10 protein-coding genes and 1 tRNA gene are annotated in these 17802 nt (G+C 48.2%); 8 read left to right on the top strand and 3 right to left on the bottom strand.

Features of this window, described 5'->3' with window-relative positions; all coding sequences use genetic code 11:
* The first annotated feature begins 58 nt into the window (after nucleotides 1-58).
* Entirely contained in the window at nucleotides 59-1945 is a 1887-nt protein-coding gene (gene htpG / locus AB1I50_RS06085; RefSeq protein ID WP_407723091.1) for a molecular chaperone HtpG, read from the top strand.
* 58 nt (nucleotides 1946-2003) lie between these two features.
* Here the strand turns inward: htpG and AB1I50_RS06080 are convergent, their stop codons facing one another.
* The 3 genes from AB1I50_RS06080 to AB1I50_RS06070 all read right to left on the bottom strand — a co-directional run bounded on the left by AB1I50_RS06080 (nucleotide 2004) and on the right by AB1I50_RS06070 (nucleotide 4892).
* Nucleotides 2004-2957, bottom strand: coding sequence for a bile acid:sodium symporter family protein (locus AB1I50_RS06080; protein WP_407723088.1), 954 nt, complete (start codon nucleotides 2955-2957; stop codon nucleotides 2004-2006).
* Nucleotides 2958-3204: 247 nt separating this feature from the next.
* Nucleotides 3205-3281: transfer RNA gene (locus AB1I50_RS06075), tRNA-Ile, on the bottom strand.
* A 144-nt stretch (nucleotides 3282-3425) separates the two neighbouring features.
* Nucleotides 3426-4892, bottom strand: coding sequence for a UDP-N-acetylmuramoyl-L-alanyl-D-glutamate--2,6-diaminopimelate ligase (locus AB1I50_RS06070; protein WP_407723086.1), 1467 nt, complete (start codon nucleotides 4890-4892; stop codon nucleotides 3426-3428).
* Nucleotides 4893-5360: 468 nt separating this feature from the next.
* On the opposite strand from AB1I50_RS06070, the gene AB1I50_RS06065 reads away from it, so the two are divergent.
* The 7 genes from AB1I50_RS06065 to AB1I50_RS06035 all read left to right on the top strand — a co-directional run bounded on the left by AB1I50_RS06065 (nucleotide 5361) and on the right by AB1I50_RS06035 (nucleotide 17795).
* Entirely contained in the window at nucleotides 5361-6680 is a 1320-nt protein-coding gene (locus AB1I50_RS06065; RefSeq protein ID WP_407723085.1) for an extracellular solute-binding protein, read from the top strand.
* A gap of 204 nt (nucleotides 6681-6884) precedes the next feature.
* Nucleotides 6885-8393, top strand: coding sequence for a carbohydrate ABC transporter permease (locus tag AB1I50_RS06060; RefSeq protein ID WP_407723083.1), 1509 nt, complete (start codon nucleotides 6885-6887; stop codon nucleotides 8391-8393).
* Nucleotides 8390-9256, top strand: coding sequence for a sugar ABC transporter permease (locus AB1I50_RS06055; RefSeq protein ID WP_407723081.1), 867 nt, complete (start codon nucleotides 8390-8392; stop codon nucleotides 9254-9256). Before AB1I50_RS06060 ends, AB1I50_RS06055 begins: the two co-directional genes overlap by 4 nt.
* Before the next feature lie 84 nt (nucleotides 9257-9340).
* A complete protein-coding gene (locus AB1I50_RS06050; protein ID WP_407723079.1) occupies nucleotides 9341-10948 on the top strand; it encodes an alpha-amylase family glycosyl hydrolase in 1608 nt (535 codons plus the stop codon).
* 585 nt (nucleotides 10949-11533) lie between these two features.
* Nucleotides 11534-14437 (top strand): acyl-CoA dehydratase activase, encoded by a 2904-nt coding sequence (locus AB1I50_RS06045; RefSeq protein ID WP_407723078.1) that lies wholly within the window; start codon nucleotides 11534-11536, stop codon nucleotides 14435-14437.
* Nucleotides 14438-14771: 334 nt separating this feature from the next.
* Nucleotides 14772-16088 carry a 2-hydroxyglutaryl-CoA dehydratase gene (locus tag AB1I50_RS06040; protein ID WP_407723076.1) on the top strand — a complete coding sequence of 439 codons (1317 nt, stop codon included), beginning with the start codon at nucleotides 14772-14774 and terminating at the stop codon, nucleotides 16086-16088.
* Nucleotides 16089-16307: 219 nt separating this feature from the next.
* Nucleotides 16308-17795 carry an IS5 family transposase gene (locus tag AB1I50_RS06035; protein WP_407723075.1) on the top strand — a complete coding sequence of 496 codons (1488 nt, stop codon included), beginning with the start codon at nucleotides 16308-16310 and terminating at the stop codon, nucleotides 17793-17795.
* The last annotated feature ends 7 nt before the right edge of the window (nucleotides 17796-17802 follow it).

Here is a 17802-nt window from a genome sequence, read left to right as displayed (position 1 = left end):
GTGTTAAAATATATATGAAGGCATTAATTTTGAAATCATTAAAAAGGAAGTAATCAAGATGGCAAAAAAACAGTTTAAATCCGAATCAAAGCGCCTGCTCGATTTGATGATTAACTCAATCTACACGCACAAGGAAATTTTCCTGCGCGAGATTATCTCAAATGCCAGCGACGCGATTGACAAGCTCTGCTTTATCGCCCTCACCGACGACAAGCTCGGTATGACAAGGAGCGATTTTAACATTTTTATCGAGGCTGACAAGGACAGCCGTACCCTGAAAATCACCGATAACGGTATCGGTATGGACAAGGACGACCTCGAAAACAACCTCGGCACAATCGCAAACTCAGGCTCGTTCAAGTTCAAAAATGAGCTCGAGGAAAAGCCCGACGATATCGACATTATCGGTCAGTTCGGCGTAGGCTTTTACTCCGCGTTTATGGTTGCCAAGGAGATTGTAGTCAATACCAAAAAGTACGGCTGTGATACCGCATATTGCTGGCAGTCGAGCGGTGCGGACGGCTACACAATCACCGAAATCGAGAAGGACGGCATCGGCACCGAGATTATCCTCACCCTTAAGGACAACACCGACGACGAAAATTACGACGAGTTTTTGGAGCAGTACAGACTTCAAAGCCTCGTAAAGAAATATTCCGACTACATCCGCTACCCGATTCTTATGGACGTAAAAAAGAGCAGGGTCAAGGAGGAGACCAAGGACAGCGACAAGCCCGAGTATGAGGATTACACCGAGCGCGAAACGCTCAACAGCATGATTCCCATCTGGCAGCGCCCGAAAAAGGACGTTAAGCAGGAGGAGTACGACCGCTTTTACAACGAAAAGTTTATGGCTGCCGACAAGCCGATTAAGACAATCGTTACCTCGGTAGAGGGCGTTGTTACATACAAGGCTCTGCTGTTCATCCCCTCGACCGCTCCCTACGACTTCTACTCAAAGGACTACAAAAAGGGACTGCAGCTCTATTCCAGCGGCGTTTTGATTACCGAAAACTGCGAGGAGCTCGTTCCCGAATACTTCCGCTTTGTAAGGGGTATTGTGGACACCGCCGATTTGTCGCTGAATATCTCGCGTGAGATGCTCCAGCACGACCGTCACCTGCTCACAATCGCTCAGAATATTGAGAAGAAGATTAAAAACGAGCTAACCTCAATGCTCAAAAACGACCGCGAGAACTACGAAAAGTTCTTCGCCGCCTTCGGCAGACAGCTCAAATACGGCGTTGTTGCCGACTACGGTATGCACAAGGACGAGCTTCAGGATCTCTTGATGTTCTACTCCTCAACCGAGAAAAAGCTAGTTACCCTGTCCGAATATGTTGACAGAATGAAGGAAGGCCAGGAGAGAATTTACTTTGCCACAGGCGAAACCGCCGCGGCTATCGACGCGCTTCCGCAGACCGAGATGCTGCGCTCAAAGGGCTATGAAATCCTTTACTGCACAGAGGACGCCGACGAATTCACACTCCAGACCTTGATGATGTACAAGGAAAAACGCTTCTGCTCCGCGACAAACGACGACCTCGGAATTGAGAGCGACGACGAAAAGACAGAGGACGAGAAGAAGGACAGCACCGCTCTGCTCACCTTTGTAAAGGAAACTCTCGGTGACAAGGTTGCCGAGGTTGTGGAGTCCAAAAAGCTCGTATCCCACCCCGTTTGCCTCACCGCAAAGGGCGGTATCTCGTTCGAGATGGAAAAATACTTCAACGCTGTTCAGCCCGGCAGCGGAATGAAGGCTCAGCGCGTGCTTGAGCTCAATATGAACCACACCGCGGTCAAGAATATGGAAGCCCTCATTCAGACCGACGTTGACAAGGCGAAAAAGTACGCCGAGGTGCTCTACTCACAGGCACTGCTTATCGCGGGACTTCCCCTCGAAAACCCCTCGGAGTACACCGACCTCGTCTGCTCGCTGATGTAAAACAAAATAATTTGCAAAAAAGAGGAAGTACCTTAACCGGGTACTTCCTTTTTTGTCATCATTTTTCGTTTTCGCCGCTGTTTTTCCATCTTCTGTAAAAGCCTGCCAAAATCGCGCCGGATATGTTGTGCCAAACGGAAAAAACCGCTCCCGGTACTGTCGCCATCGCAAGACCTGAAAACGCCGTTCCGGCAAGGCTTGTGGCAAGTCCCGAGTTTTGCATTCCGACCTCGATCGACAGAGCCTTTACTTTTTCGGGAGGCATTTTAAGCAGCTTGCCGAGCCCGAAACCGCCGGCGTAGCCGAGCAGGTTGTGAAGAATTACAACGGCAAAAACCAATACTCCGCTTGTGTAGATTTTCTCCGCGTTATGAGATACAACCGCGGCGATAATCAGGCAAATCGCGACGGTGGAAACCGACGGCAAAACCGCGACAGCCTTCTCCGTGAATTTTCCGAAGAAACGGTTTATTACAAAGCCGAGGGCAACAGGAATAATAATCACCTGGATAATGCTCCAGAACATCGCCCAAACATCTACCCTGACGGTCGTTTGCAGCAGCAGCCACGTTATCGCCGGAGTCAGCAGCGGAGCGAGCAGGGTGTTAACGCTCGTCATTCCCACAGACAGCGCGACGTCGCCCTTTGACAGGTAGGTGATCACGTTGCTCGACGTGCCGCCCGGGCAGGTGCCGACAAGCACCACCCCTGCCGTGAGCGCCGGGTCAAGCTGAAAAAGTTTGCTCAAGCCGAACGCCAGCGCAGGCATAATAATAAACTGCGCCGCCGTGCCGACTAAAATGTCCTTTGGTCTTTTGAAAACCAGGGCAAAATCCCTCGGCTTCATAGTCAGCCCCATGCCGAACATTACAACCATCAAAAGGTAGTTTATCCACGACGTGTCTATCCACAGCGACGACTGCGGTACAAACAGCGCGAGCGCCGCTGCCGCCAGTACAATCAGCGCCATATACTTTCCGAAGAATTCACTGATTTTTTCAATTACTTTCATACTTTCACCTGAGTTCTGTATTTAGTTTTTCGATTTGATTATATCATATTCAGTCAGGCTTGTCCAACGCAATAAAGGCAAGGTTTCTGCTCGTTACTTGCGGCGTGATAAATTGGATATTGTGGGCTTACCTCTCTCGCTAAAAACAGTGCACCGCACTGTTTTTGCCTTCGGCACGCTCGCCTTCGAGTCCCTGTTGGCGCTTTATACCAAAAACAAAAACCACCCTTGTGGGTGGTTTTGTTTTTGGTGCGCCAACAGGGACTCGAACCCCGGACCGACCGGTTATGAGCCGGTGGCTCTAACCAACTGAGCTATTGGCGCGTATTTCAGTTGCAAATGATATTATAGCAGAATTGCTTAAAACTGTCAATATCTTTGAAAAACAGGGCGGACAATACATTTGAAAAACAGGGCGGACAATTAATCCGCCCCGAATCATTATACCTATTATATAGCTTGATGATATCAGCCTATGCCCTCGGCGATGATTTCGGCAATCAGCTCGCGCTCGTCCATATGGTATTTAACGCCCTTGATCTCCTGATAATCCTCGTGACCTTTGCCGGCGAGGACTATAATATCTCCGTCCTCGGCATTCTGCATACAGTACCTTATCGCGTCCTTGCGGTTCGGCACGACAACATACTTTCCGTCGGTCTTGTGAATTCCGGTCTTGATATCCTCGATGATGTCCATAACGTTCTCAAAGCGCGAGTTGTCCTCGGTGATAACGCTCAGGTCGCTGAGTCTGCCCGAGGTTTCGCCCATCTCAAAGCGCCTTACCTTCGGGCGGTTTCCGCCTGCGCCGAACATCGTGATTAATCTGTGCGGATTGTACTGCCTGAGGGTTGTCAGCACGTTTTCCATCGACAGCGCGTTGTGGGCGTAGTCGATTAGCAGGGAGTAGTTGCCGGGAACCTTCACCGGCTCAACCCTGCCCTTGACGTGGGCGACGCGCAGGCCTTCGATAATTGCTTTGTCGGGGATATCGAAGAACGACGCCGCGCTGATAGCCGCGAGAGCGTTGTAGGCGTTGAACTTGCCGGGTACGCCGACGTCGAGCGACAGCTCCTTAAGTCCCTCGGTCTCAAAGTGAACGCCGATAAATCCGCCGTCGCTTAGCAGGCGGTCGTTTTTGGCGCGGAGCATAGCGCTTTCGGAAAAGCCGTAGGTGAGGATTTCGCCCTCAAAGTCCTTTGTAATCTCCTTATAGCTTCCGTCGTCGATATTCGCGGCGGCGTTTTTGCACTGGCGGAACAGCAGGCTCTTGCAGTAGAGGTACTCCGCCATATCCTTATGCTCGACTCCGCCGATGTGGTCGTCGGAGAAGTTCGTAAATACCGCGGCGTCAAAGCACATTCCGGCAAGGCGGCTGTGCTTTAGTCCGATTGACGACGCCTCGATTACCATAGCCTTACAGCCGGCGTTAATCATACCGCGCAGCGCCTTTTGAATTTCGTAGGATTCGGGAGTGGTGTTGTCGGTTTTGTAGGTGTTTCCGCCGTATACAATGCCGAGCGTGCCGATTGTGCCGGTCTTGATTCCGGCGTGCTCGAAGATTTCGGCAATCATCGCGGCGGTGGTTGTCTTGCCCTTTGTGCCGGTAATCGCGACGGTCATCAGCTCTTTTTCGGGAATTCCGAAGAATTCGCGGCTTGCAAGCGCGAGCGCAAGGCGGGTGTCGTCCGTCCTGATAACGGCGACGTTTTCGGGAACTTCAAAGTCGAGCTCGTCGCTGATAATCAGCGCCGCCGCGCCCTTTTCAACCGCCGACTGCGCGTAATCGTGGCCGTCGGAGGTGTAACCCTTTAGGCAGAAAAACGCCGTGCCTTCCTTAACCTTTCGCGAATCGTAAATCAAATCCGAAATTTCGGGATTGATACTATTTTCAGCCGTATATGAAACGTCCTTAAGTATGTCCGTAAGCCTCATAATAACATCTCCTGTTTTCATATTATATATTGATTATATCAGCATTGAAAAAACAATACAACAGAAAAGTGAAAAATTCACCGGGTTTTGCAAAAAATGAGTTTATTAGTGAAATTTCACTAAAAAATTTTCGGGGCTTATGTTTTGCCCCCTGATTTTGGGTTTTCAGAATTAAACGATAGGAGCATTTCCTCAATATTATTGTCGGCGGTTGAGCATTTTGCACAACAATTCGCTGTGCAAAACATACAATTGGAAAACGTATATTTTGTAAGAAAAAACAAAAAATAAAATTTGGCAGGTAAAATTGCACAAAATTTCGGGCAAATTTTAACAAGTTAGATAAAAAGGACAAAACCGGTTGAAATTTGCTTGGCTTTTTGATATTATTTAATTAGTGGAACAGAGGGCAATTTGTGCATTTTGCTCCATTGGACAAAAAATTTTTTTGAAAGAGGGAATTTTCCAATGAAAAAAATTCTTGCAGTTCTTTTGGCAGGAATGATGGCTGTTACAGCTTTTGCAGGCTGTGGCGGCGGCCAGAAGACAGAATCATCCGGCTCGGGCTCTGAAAGCGGCGATTCTACAAAAGTAGAAGTTAAAGAAGGCGCTATCGTTGACGAGTCAGTTTTCGGTGACGAAAACAACATCACACTTAAGGTATGGGCTCCTGATAAGGCTGTAAAACTCGTACAGCAGCAGGTTGAGGAATTCAAAAAGGCCTATCCCAACAAGACATTCACAAAGATTGAAGTAGTAGCTCAGGGCGAAGGCGACGCAGGTACACAGCTTCTTAATGACGCTTCCGTTGCTGCCGACGTTTTCAGCTTCGCTTCAGACCAGCTTAACAAGCTCGTAGACGCAAAGGTTATTGCTGAGGTTGCTTTCACAGACTACGCTAAGGAGACTAACGTAGAGGAGACAATCACTGCAGGTACAATCAAAGATAAGCTCTATGCTTATCCCGAGACAAACGATAACGGTTACTATCTCGTATACGACAAGACCGTTGTATCAGAAGAGCAGGCTAAGACACTCGAGGGCGTTCTTGAGGCTTGTAAGGCTAAGGGCAAGAAGTTCATCTTCAACTGCGGCGACGGCTTCTATGCTTGCACATTCGCTTTCACAGGCGGCGTAAAGATTGACGGCTTCGAAGAGGACGGCACAACTCAGAAGTTCACACAGTATGATGAGGCTACTGCTGTTGCTACTCTCCAGGCTTTCTCAAAGCTTATGCACGACTACAAGGGCACATTCACATCTCTTGACGTTGCTCAGATTTCTTCAGGTTTCTCAACCGGTACTCTCGGTGCCGGCGTTGACGGTTCTTGGAACACAAAGGCTGACCAGGACGCTCTTAAGGACAACTTCGGCGCAGCTAAGCTTCCTACAATCAAGGTTAACGGCACTGACACTCAGATGATCTCAATGTTCGGTTACAAGTATATCGGCGTTAACGCTGCTTCTAAGTTCCCCGCAGCTTCTCAGATTCTCGCTCTCTACCTCTCAGGCGAAAAGTGCCAGAAGGAAAGAGCTGAGCAGCTCGGTTGGGGTCCCTCAAACAAGAAGGTTCAGGAAGATCCCGTTGTTACAGGCAGCCCCGTTCTCCAGGCTATCATGCAGCAGTCCAAGAACGCTTGCGTACAGGTTAACATCGCTCCCACACTCTGGAGCCCGATGGGTAACCTCGGTAACAAGATGATCGCTGACCAGACCAAACCTGACGACGCTGAGTACTTCAAGAAGCTCCTCAAAGAGACAATCGAGAACATTCAGGATAAGGGCTAATCCTTAATCATCAATTAAGTTATCATTTTTCAGGCTTCGGGGTACTCTTTAAGGGTACCCCAAGCCGACCTTAAAAAGTTTACGTTTTCTTTAGCACCAAACGAATAATGTTTTTTATTATAGAGGAAACGTAAAAAGCATTATTAGTTTGGTGTACTATAATAAATCAGAGAGATTCAAACTTTTATTTTAAGGAGAGCTTATATGACATTCGTTGAATATAAAATGCTCAATCCGTTTCAAAGGTTTGGTTACAACTTTATGAAGTTCTTTAAGGGTATTCCCGGTGCCATCGGCCGTTTCTTCAAGGCTCTCGGCAGAGGAATTGTCAACTTCTTCAAGGCTATCGTTAACGGCTTCAAAAACTACGGTGTAACCTTTGTTAAAGGTGACTGGGCAACTAAGTTATCATATTTGATCTTTGGTGTGGGCGACCTCTCCAAGGGTAAAATTTATAAGGGTGTTTTATTTTTCCTCTCCGAAGTGCTCTACATACTGTACATCACGTTCTTCGGCTGGCAGTACATTTCAAAGTTCGGCACACTCGGTACGGTAGAAACACACACTATTCAAAAGGGTATCGTTAAGCAGCAGGTATTCGGTGATAACTCAATGCTTATCCTGCTTTACTCGGTACTTACCATTGTTATCACAGCTGTTGTTTTCGTAATTTACATCGCGAACATCAAGGACGCTTATAAGCATCAGCTTATGAGAGAAAGAGGCGAAAAGCCCACTACTCTCAGAGAAGACGTAAGAGACTTCCTCGACGGAAAGTATCACATCACTCTTCTTTCTTTCCCTGTGCTCATGATCAGTATCTTCAACATTCTTCCTCTTATCTTTATGATCCTGATCGCGTTTACAAACTACGACAAGGCTCATATGCCCCCGGGCACATTGTTCACATGGGTAGGCCTTGACAACTTTACATCACTGTTCGATATTGTAAACACACCTAAAAAGGCTAAAACCTTCTTAGAGCTGACTGAGTGGACCTTAATCTGGGCGGTAGTTGCTACATTTACCAACTACATCCTCGGTATGATCGTTGCTCTTATGATCAACAAAAAGGGCATCAAGCTTAAGGCTCTTTGGAGAACACTTTTCGTTATCACAATCGCTGTTCCGCAGTTCGTATCTCTGCTTCTCATGAACCAGATGCTTCAGACAAACGGCGCGATTAACGTACTTTTAACAGACATAAGCCAGCTATTCGGCGGAGGCAAGGTCGAGATTCAGTTCCTGAACAGCTCGACGCTGATGGCGAGAATGACGGTAATTATCGTAAATATCTGGGTAGGTATTCCGTACACGATCCTTTCAATGTCAGGTATTCTTATGAATATTCCGGAGGACTTGTACGAATCCGCGCGTATCGACGGCGCAAGCCCGTTCAAGACATTTACGGCGATTACTCTTCCGTATATGATTTTCGTAACAACCCCGCAGCTGATTACACAGTTTGTTGGTAACATCAACAACTTCAACGTAATCTACCTGCTGACGGGCGGCGGACCTTCAACCGAGGCGTATTACCAGGCAGGACGAACGGATATCCTCGTCACGTGGCTGTTTACCCTGACGATGTCGTCTCAGGACTACGGCTTAGCCGCCTCGATTGGTATTCTTGTATTTATTGTTTGCGCAACCCTGTCGCTCATTATCTACAACAATTCCAAGTCGATGAAGGATGAGGAGGCGTTCTCATGATTAAAAGTTATAAATTCAGAAGAGGGCTTGCTAACACCTTAATTTACATTCTTCTCGCCTTGCTGGGCATTATCTGGGTATCTCCGTTTGCGTACCTCCTTATGCACTCATTCCGCCTGGAGAGTACAATCACAGTACCCTACCTTATTCCTCACGAGTGGACCTTCCAGAACTACATTGATTTGTTCAACGTAGGCTCGGGCGGCTCGTCAGCCATCAACTTCCCCAGATGGTTCCTTAACACACTCGTTGTAGCTATCTTCAGCTGCATTATTTCAACAATTTCGGTTCTTATGGTATCATACGCTTTCAGCCGTCTGCGTTTCGGCGCTCGTAAAAAGCTCATGAACGTTGCCATGATCCTCGGTATGTTCCCCGGATTTATGACCATGATTGCTATTTACTACCTGCTCAAAGCTATGGGCCTTGCTCAGAACCTTGTTGCTTTGGTTATCTGCTACAGCTGCGGCGCAGGTCTCGGCTTCCAGATTTCAAAGGGCTTCTTCGATACAATCCCCCGCGCTCTCGACGAGGCGGCTACAATCGACGGAGCTACCAAAAACCAGATTTTCTGGAGAATTATTCTTCCTATGTCAAAGCCGATTGTAGTTTACACGGTATTGACATCCTTCATCGGCCCGTGGTGCGACTTCATCCTTGCTAAGATTATCATGGGTGATAAGCGCGACTTCTACACCGTTGCTATCGGACTTCAGTCCATGGTTAGCCCGGAATTTATCAACGAGTACTACAAGCAGTTCCTTGCAGGTTCGGTACTTGTTGCAGTTCCGATTACACTGCTCTTCCTCAAGATGCAGAAGTACTACGTAGAAGGCGTAACCGCCGGCGGCGTAAAGGGTTAATCTGTAAAATAACAAATAAGCTCTTTAGGGCGGCAGTCATCGGCTGCCGCCCTTTAAACTTAATCGCTTTAGAAGGAATAAACTATGAAAAAAAGAATTTTATCAGTTCTGCTCTGCGCCTTAATCGCGGCAGGCTGCGTTCTCGGCGGCTGCTCGCCCAAGGACCCTGTTGCCGACAGGGAGGCAAAGCAGTCAACAGACAAATACCGCAATTTTTATGAGATTTTTGTTCAGTCGTTCTCGGACTCCGACGGCGACGGAACGGGCGATTTGCAGGGCATTATCAACAGGCTCGATTATCTCAATGACGGCAACCCCAACACCGGCGACGATTTGGGAATTGACGGCCTTTGGCTCACTCCGATAATGCCGAGTAAATCCTACCACAAGTACGACGTAGAAAATTACTACGACATTGACCCCGCGTTCGGCACGCTCGACACCTTCGACAACCTAATCGAGGGCTGCCACGACAGGGGAATAAAGGTTATTATGGATTTGGTTCTCAACCACATTTCCTCGCGCAATCCGCTCTTTACCAAGGCGGCGTTTGAGGTTTCCGACGGCAAGCTCGACGGCAACGCGCAGTATTTTGAAATCCACAAAAACGACTACTTTGGCGACGACGTTCAAACCCTCGCTCTCGGCGGCGACTACGCCTGCGAGGCTAACTTCTCGCTCGAAATGCCCGAGTGGAATTTAAATTCTCAGAAAACCCGCGAGGAGTTCACCAAAATCGCAAAGTTCTGGCTCGACCGCGGCGTTGATGGCTTCAGGCTCGACGCCTGCAAGTACTACACCAACAAGGAGACCGACGGCAAGGAGTTCCTCGGCTGGTTTGTAAAGACCTGCCGCGGCATCAATCCCGACGTTTACATCGTCGGTGAGACTTGGTCGGACGACTCGGATATCGTTGAGCTCTACGGCAGCGGTATCGACAGCCAGTTCGCGTTTAAGTATGCGACAAATTCCGGCACAATCAACGAGTGCATCAACACGATGAAGGGCAACAACCTCGTCACCAAGGTTTCAAATTACGACAGCAAAATGCGCAAGGAGAACAAGGACGAGATTAACGCGATGTTCCTCTCGAACCACGACCAAATCCGTATCGCGAACGCCCTTGAGCCAAACGGTCTGGACTTTGAAAAGTTCGCCGCCTCGGTTTATATGCTCTTCCCGGGCAACTCCTTCACTTACTACGGCGAGGAAATCGGTATGACCTCGCCCGGCACAACAGGCGACGCGAACTTCCGCACGCCGATGGTTTTTGACAGCGAGAATTTGCAGAAAATCAGCGTCGATAACCTCGGAGACACCTTTGAAGCTCCCAAGTACGGCGGCGTTGTTCAGCAGCAGAAGGATAAAAACTCTCTGCTAAATTTCTACAGAAGAATTATAACTGTTAAGCTCCAAAATCCCGAAATCGCGAGAGGTCAAATTACGGGCATTCAGAGCTTTGACGACGATACCGTCGGCGCGTTCTACACCGAGTACGACGGCAAAAAGATTATGATTATCCATAACTTTAACAAGACGGAAACCAAGTCCCTCACCATCACCGATGATATGATTGCCAAGGCAACGCTTGCGGCAGATCTCGTCGGAGTTGAAAAGGAAAAGGTCACCTTCAACGGCGGCAAGTTGAGCCTTCCGCCCCATTCCTCGGTAGTAATCAGATCCGCGGAGTAAAAGTAAAATAAGACGTTTTAAGCCTCCCCCCAATGCGAAAGCTTTGGGGGAGAAGTAATTTTGCTCGCAAAATGACGGAGGGGGCAGACGTTTCCGATTTTACCAACCTATCCTTAACACCGTAGGGGCGGACCCGTGTGTCCGCCCGCAGGACAGGAACACAACATTTGTTTTATTATGATTATTTTGTGTGGTGAATTTAACGTCCGTTTATCGCGATAATGACGGATTGTGTGATTAATACGGTTCACGTTTCCCGGGCGGACACTTGGGTCCGCCCCTACAAATTAATTGTAAAGCTTTAGTTGAAACAGAGTAGTAGGGGAGAGATTGAAAATATATTTTATCTCCGAATTACAGCGTAAAATAGTCAAACGAATAGAACTAACCATTGAAAATTTTATTAAACGGTGATAAAATAGTAAATTAGATAAGTATAATTCTATTAAGGAACTAAAAAACAACTGTTTAGACTTATAATTAATTGATTATAGTTAAAATGGGTAGTTTGCGCAAGGGGAAAAGGCGCAACTTCGGCGGAGCTTTTCTGCCGTGAAAAATACGCCATTAATCGGAGGAATTAGTTTGAGATTGGGACTTGATATCGGCTCAACCACAATCAAGTGCGTTGTGCTCGATGACGACAACAAGCTGATTTACAGCACATATGAAAGACATTTTTCTCAGATTACCGATAAAATCGCGGAAATTCTTGACCGCGTAAGGGGAGAAATCGACGGTGTCGAAAACGCGCTTGTTGCGCTTTCGGGCTCTGCCGGAATGGGCGTTGCCACCGACTGCGGAATTCAGTTTGTGCAGGAGGTTTTTGCCACCAGAGTTGCCGCAAATACCTTTATTCCCGGCACAGATGTTGTAATCGAGCTGGGCGGCGAGGACGCTAAGATTTTGTTCCTCACAAACGGTCTTGAGGTAAGAATGAACGGCACCTGCGCCGGCGGTACGGGAGCGTTTATCGACCAGATGGCAACGCTGCTCAACGTTCCGCTCGAGGAGCTTGACGAGCTGGCAAAGGGATATGAAAAGACATACACAATCGCCTCGCGCTGCGGCGTGTTCGCGAAAACCGATATTCAGCCCCTGCTCAATCAGGGCGCGAGAAAAAGCGATATTGCCGAGAGTATCTTCCGCGCGGTTGTCAGCCAAACGGTTGCAGGACTTGCGCAGGGCAGAGAAATTGAGGGCAAAATCGTATACCTCGGCGGACCGCTCACCTTTATGAGCGAGCTTCGTAACTGCTTTGATAAAACCCTAAATACCAAGGGCATCTGCCCCGAAAATTCGCTTTATTACGTTGCCTGCGGCGCGGCTCTCTGCGCTGAGGAAACGATTGATTTTAACAAGGTTATCTCCGACGTCAAGGATTACCGCGGCTCGGGTAACTTTGCGTTTAATCCGCCGCTTTTCGAGACCAAGGCGGATTATAAAGAATTCTGCGCCCGTCACGACAAGGCGACGGTTCAGCAGAAGGATTTGAGCAGCTACAAGGGCAAGGCTTTCATCGGTCTTGACGCAGGCTCCACCACCGTAAAGGGCGTTGTTCTTAACGACGGCGGCGAGCTGCTCTACTCAAAATACCTGCCCTCAAAGGGCAATCCCGTTGAGATTATCAAGGCTTTCCTCGAGGAAATCTACGCGATAAATCCCGATATCAATGTTGTTTCGTCCGCGGTCACCGGATACGGCGAGGACATCATCAAAAACGCCTTTAACGTGGACTACGGCATTGTTGAGACCATCGCTCACTTCACCGCCGCAAAGTATTTTATGCCCGACGTTGAGTTTATCATCGACATCGGCGGACAGGACATCAAGTGCTTCAAAATCCACAACGGCGCAATCGACAATATCTTCCTCAACGAGGCTTGTTCCTCGGGCTGCGGAAGCTTTTTGCAGACCTTCGCGAACGCGTTGGGATATAATATAGAAGAATTTTCAAAGCTCGGTCTGTTCGCAAAGCGCCCTGTTGACCTTGGCTCTCGCTGCACGGTGTTTATGAACTCCAGCGTTAAGCAGGCTCAAAAGGACGGCGCGACGATTGAGGACATCTCGGCAGGACTGTCGCTGAGCGTTGTAAAGAACGCGCTCTATAAGGTTATCCGCGCTTCAAGCCCCGACGAGCTCGGCAAGAGGATTGTTGTTCAGGGCGGAACGTTTTTGAACGACGCGGTTCTGCGCGCGTTTGAGCTTGAAATGGGTGTTGAGGTTGTCCGCCCGAATATCGCAGGACTGATGGGAGCATACGGCGCGGCGCTGTACTCGATGAAAAAGTCAAAGAGTGAGGGCAAGAGCGGTATTCTCGGCAGCGACGAATTAAAGAGCTTTGTCCACGAGATTAAGGTAACAAACTGCGGCTTGTGCAACAACAACTGCCGCCTTACAATCAACTCTTTCGGCAAGGGCAGAAAGTTCATTGCAGGCAACCGCTGCGAACGCCCTGTCACCAAAAAAGCTCCGTCGAACGACTTGAATATGTATGACTACAAGCTTAAGCTGCTCGACGAGTATCAGCCCGTTGAGGGGCTCAGAGGCAAGCTCGGAATTCCGATGGGACTTAATATGTTTGAGCTTTATCCGTTCTGGTACAGATTTTTCACCGAGCTTAAGTTCGAGGTTTTCCATTCGCCGTACTCAAACCGCAAGCTTTACCAGCGCGGTCAGCAGACAATCCCCAGCGACACCGTCTGCTTCCCGGCTAAGCTTATGCACGGCCATGTGCAGACCTTGATTGACGAGGGCGCGGAGACAATCTTCTACCCCTGTCTTTCCTACAATTTCGACGAAAATCTCGGTGATAACCACTATAACTGCCCGGTTGTCGCGTATTATCCCGAGGTTATTAAGAATAATATGAAGGATATCAAAAAGGTCAACTTCATCAAGGAGTATTTCGGTATCCACCGTCCCAAGGACTTCCCGACAAAGGCGTTTGAGCGGCTTTCGTTCTACTTCCCCGACCTCACGCTCAACGAGGTTAGGGTAGCCGCCAAGAAGGCATACGCCGAGCAGGATTTGTTCAGGGACAAAATCCAGAAAAAGGGCGACGAGATTATTGCCGAGGCTGAAAAGCAGGGCAAGAAAATCTTTGTCCTCGCAGGCAGACCTTACCATATCGACCCTGAGATCAACCACGGCATCGACAAGCTGATTGCCGGCTTTGATGTCGCGATTATCAGCGAGGACGTTGTGTCGTCAAAGGTTCAGCGCTTCGCGACCCACGTGCTCAACCAGTGGACGTACCATTCGCGCCTTTATGCGGCGGCGAAGTACGTTTCAACTCGCAGCGATATGGAGCTGGTACAGCTCGTGTCGTTCGGCTGCGGCGTTGACGCGATTACAACCGACGAGGTCAGGGAAATTCTCGAGTCGAAAAACAAGATTTACACTCAGATTAAAATAGACGAAATCACAAATCTCGGCGCGGTGAAGATCAGAATAAGAAGCCTTCTCGCGGCGTTAGAGGACGTGTAATTTTAGAGTTTAGAGTTAAGATTCGGTAAATCGAATTTAAGTCCGATTTAAAGCCTCCCCCGTCACTTGTTACGGGGGAGGTGGCACGGCATTTATGCCGTGACGGAGGGGGCGGAGCTTCCGTAAGCACCTTTTATGAAGGAAAATATGGAGCGAGTTCACGCGTTTGCCTCCTCAGTCATAACGGTAAACCGTTATGAAAGCTCCCCTGCAAGCGGTGGAGCCTTGTTTAAGTGAAACGAGGTAAATAACGCGGAGTTAAGACTATGAAATAAACCAATAAGTCGAGAACTAATCTTATGACTTAAACAAACTTATGAAACGACGTGAAAAAATGGCTCAGTTAAAGTATGATAAAAAAACAGGCAGGCTGCTGTTTACCAAGCAGATGAAACGCGAGGGATATAAAATTCTTATCCCGAATATGGCGCCGATACATTTTAAAATGCTCAAAAATGTGTTTATTCACTACGGCTACAACGCCGAGGTGCTCACGACAACCGGTCCGGAGATTGCCCAGACCGGACTTAAATATGTCCACAACGACACCTGCTATCCCGCGCTTTTGGTAATCGGCCAATTTATTCACGCGCTGCAGAGCGGCAAGTACGACGTTCACAAAACCGCGCTGATGATTACCCAGACAGGCGGCGGCTGCCGTGCCTCTAACTACATATTTTTGCTCAGAAAGGCGCTCAAAAAAGCCGGCTTTGAGTTTGTACCGGTAATATCGCTCTCATTCGGAATGGAGAAAAACTCGGGATTTTCGCTCACGCTTCCGCTTATCAGGCGTTTTGTCGGCGGCGTTGTTTACGGCGACCAGCTTATGCTGCTCTCAAACCAGATTAAGCCCTACGAGGTCAATAAGGGCGAGACGATGGCGCTTGTTGACGAGTGGGTGGAGAGGATTTCGAACCTGCTCATTGAGGGCAAGGGCTATACCCTCGAGGAAATTGACGAGAACCTGCACAAGCTCACAAAGGACTTCTCGAAAATCCCCGTCAACCGCGTGCCGAAGGTAAAGGTCGGCATTGTCGGAGAGATTTACGTTAAATATTCCGAGATGGCGAACAACGGACTTGAAAACTTCCTCGCCGAGCAGGATTGCGAGGTCTGTGTTCCCGGACTGATGGGCTTTGCCGCGTTCAAGGTCGATAACCGTATCGAGGACTACAAAATGTTCGGCGGCAAGAGGATTAAGTACGAGTTCTGCAAAATGCTGCTCGATTACGTTACCAAGCTCGAAACTCTGATGATTGAGAGCGCGGAGCGGTTCAACTTTGTTCCGCCCCATAAATACGCCCACACCAAGGAGCTTGTAAAGGGCGTTATCGGATACGGCAGCAAAATGGGCGAGGGCTGGCTTTTGACAGCGGAAATGCTCGAGCTTGCCGAGACAGGCTATGAAAACATAGTCTGCACTCAGCCGTTCGGTTGTCTCCCTAACCACATCAACGGCAAGGGTGCAATCCGCAAAATCAAAGAGGTCAAGCCCAACGCCAATATCGTAACAATCGACTACGACCCCGGCGCTCCGAAGGTTAACCAGGAAAACCGTATCAAGCTTATGCTCGCCGTGGGCAAGGAAAATTTGAATAAGCAGCTTGAAGAAGAAAAAAACAAAGCAGAAAATAAAGAAGATAATAAATAATGTAAAGGCGGACGTTTTGTTCGCCTTGTATTTTTTCAAATTTAAAGCCTCCACCGCAAGCGGTGGAGACTTTAAACAGCTAACTTAGTCACTGCCTTCAAAACAAGCAATCAGTAAAATTCTCGATAAACAGTGCATTTTTCATCGAAATGTGCTATAATAAGTGCAAGAAAATAATCAAGAGCAATAAAAAAGCTTGCACTTAAGTTAGAGGACAGTATGTATAAGTTCCATAGAAATCAACAAATGAGTTTTACAGATTTCAATCAGCCCGCAGGGATGCAGATGGATCCTGAGAACCGCTGGGTAAAGAAGGCTGCGAGTATACCGTGGTACGACATCGAGATAAAATATGCCGCGCTGTTTCCGAGCGAGACCGGTATGCCGGCAAAACCTTTACAAACAGCTCTCGGGTCGCTGATGATCCAGAAGAAATATGATTATTCCGACCGTGAGCTTGTCGAGCAAATCAAGGAGAATGCCTACTACCAATACTTTATCGGACTTCCGGGATATTCTTATGAAGCGCCTTTTGCGCCGTCACTTTTGGTAGAGTTTCGCAAACGTCTGACAGATGACATCCTTGAAGACATCAACGAAATGATGATCCAATTCAATCTGCCTGAAAACAATGAAGACGATGATTCGGATAACAACAGTCACTCCGATGGCGGCGAGGATGCTGAAAGCAAAGAGAATGAGAAATCCGAAGCAGACAACAAAGGCACATTGATTCTTGACGCTACCTGTGCTCCTCAGAACATCTCTTACCCGCAGGACATCAATCTGCTGAACGAGGCAAGAGAAAATCTTGAATCCATCATAGACGATATCTGCTATACCTACAATTTTTACAAGCCAAGGATGTATCGCAAAAACGCGAGAAAAGATTATCTGAATTTGGCGAAATGCAAAAAGCGTACCAAGAAAAAGATCCGCAAGGCGATCAAGCAGCAGCTTCAGTATATTCGTCGAGACCTCGGCTATATCGATATGTTTGTATTAGCCAACGGAGTAGTTCTTACCGAAAAGCAAGCCAAGCGGTTAACGGTCATCAAAGAGCTGTATGAACAGCAAAAGTACATGTATGACAACAATGTTCACAGCGTCAAAGACCGCATCGTCAGTATTTCTCAGCCGTATATCCGACCCATCGTGCGCGGCAAAGCAAAAGCTCCGGTAGAATTCGGTGCAAAGCTGGATATGAGCATTGATGAAAACGGATTCGCACGGTTAGAGAGATTATCCTTTGACGCTTACAATGAAGCGGATGTGCTCATCTCGGCAATAGAGAGATACCGCAAGCGAACCGGACGCTATCCCGAAAGGGTGCTGGTCGATCAGATATACCGCAATCGGAACAACAGAGCTTTCTGCAAGAGCAAGGGTATCCGTATATCCGGTCCGGCTTTGGGGCGTCCAAAAAAAGAACCGACGCCGGAGGAACGCAAAACTGCATACAGTGATAACACGGATCGTATCGAAGTCGAGCGAGGCTTCAGCCTCGCAAAGAGATGCTGCGGCTTGGGACTCATCAGAACGAAGCTCGATACAACGACCCGTTGTTCCATTGCGCTTTCCCTACTGGTATTGAACCTCGAAAAATTAGCAAGAGGTTCTTTGCGCCGATTTTTGGGATTCCTGTACGACGTAATATCAATGCTGCTGAAGCTGAAAAATAACCTCATATCCGTTTCGTGCGGTTAATGAGCAG

The organism is Ruminococcus sp. NATIVEDY161 (assembly GCF_045819895.1).
Classification (GTDB): Bacteria; Bacillota; Clostridia; order Oscillospirales; family Acutalibacteraceae; genus Ruminococcoides.
This window is presented reverse-complemented; position numbering and strand designations above follow the sequence as displayed.

Bases quoted from the DNA above. Each gene is read 5' to 3' on its own strand.
- htpG (WP_407723091.1), top strand. From the start codon at position 59: ATGGCAAAAAAACAGTTTAAATCCGAATCAAAGCGCCTGCTCGATTTG.
- AB1I50_RS06065 (WP_407723085.1), top strand. From the start codon at position 5,361: ATGAAAAAAATTCTTGCAGTTCTTTTGGCAGGAATGATGGCTGTTACA.
- AB1I50_RS06070 (WP_407723086.1), bottom strand. From the start codon at position 4,892: ATGAGGCTTACGGACATACTTAAGGACGTTTCATATACGGCTGAAAAT.
- AB1I50_RS06055 (WP_407723081.1), top strand. From the start codon at position 8,390: ATGATTAAAAGTTATAAATTCAGAAGAGGGCTTGCTAACACCTTAATT.
- AB1I50_RS06035 (WP_407723075.1), top strand. From the start codon at position 16,308: ATGTATAAGTTCCATAGAAATCAACAAATGAGTTTTACAGATTTCAAT.
- AB1I50_RS06040 (WP_407723076.1), top strand. From the start codon at position 14,772: ATGGCTCAGTTAAAGTATGATAAAAAAACAGGCAGGCTGCTGTTTACC.
- AB1I50_RS06060 (WP_407723083.1), top strand. From the start codon at position 6,885: ATGACATTCGTTGAATATAAAATGCTCAATCCGTTTCAAAGGTTTGGT.
- AB1I50_RS06050 (WP_407723079.1), top strand. From the start codon at position 9,341: ATGAAAAAAAGAATTTTATCAGTTCTGCTCTGCGCCTTAATCGCGGCA.
- AB1I50_RS06080 (WP_407723088.1), bottom strand. From the start codon at position 2,957: ATGAAAGTAATTGAAAAAATCAGTGAATTCTTCGGAAAGTATATGGCG.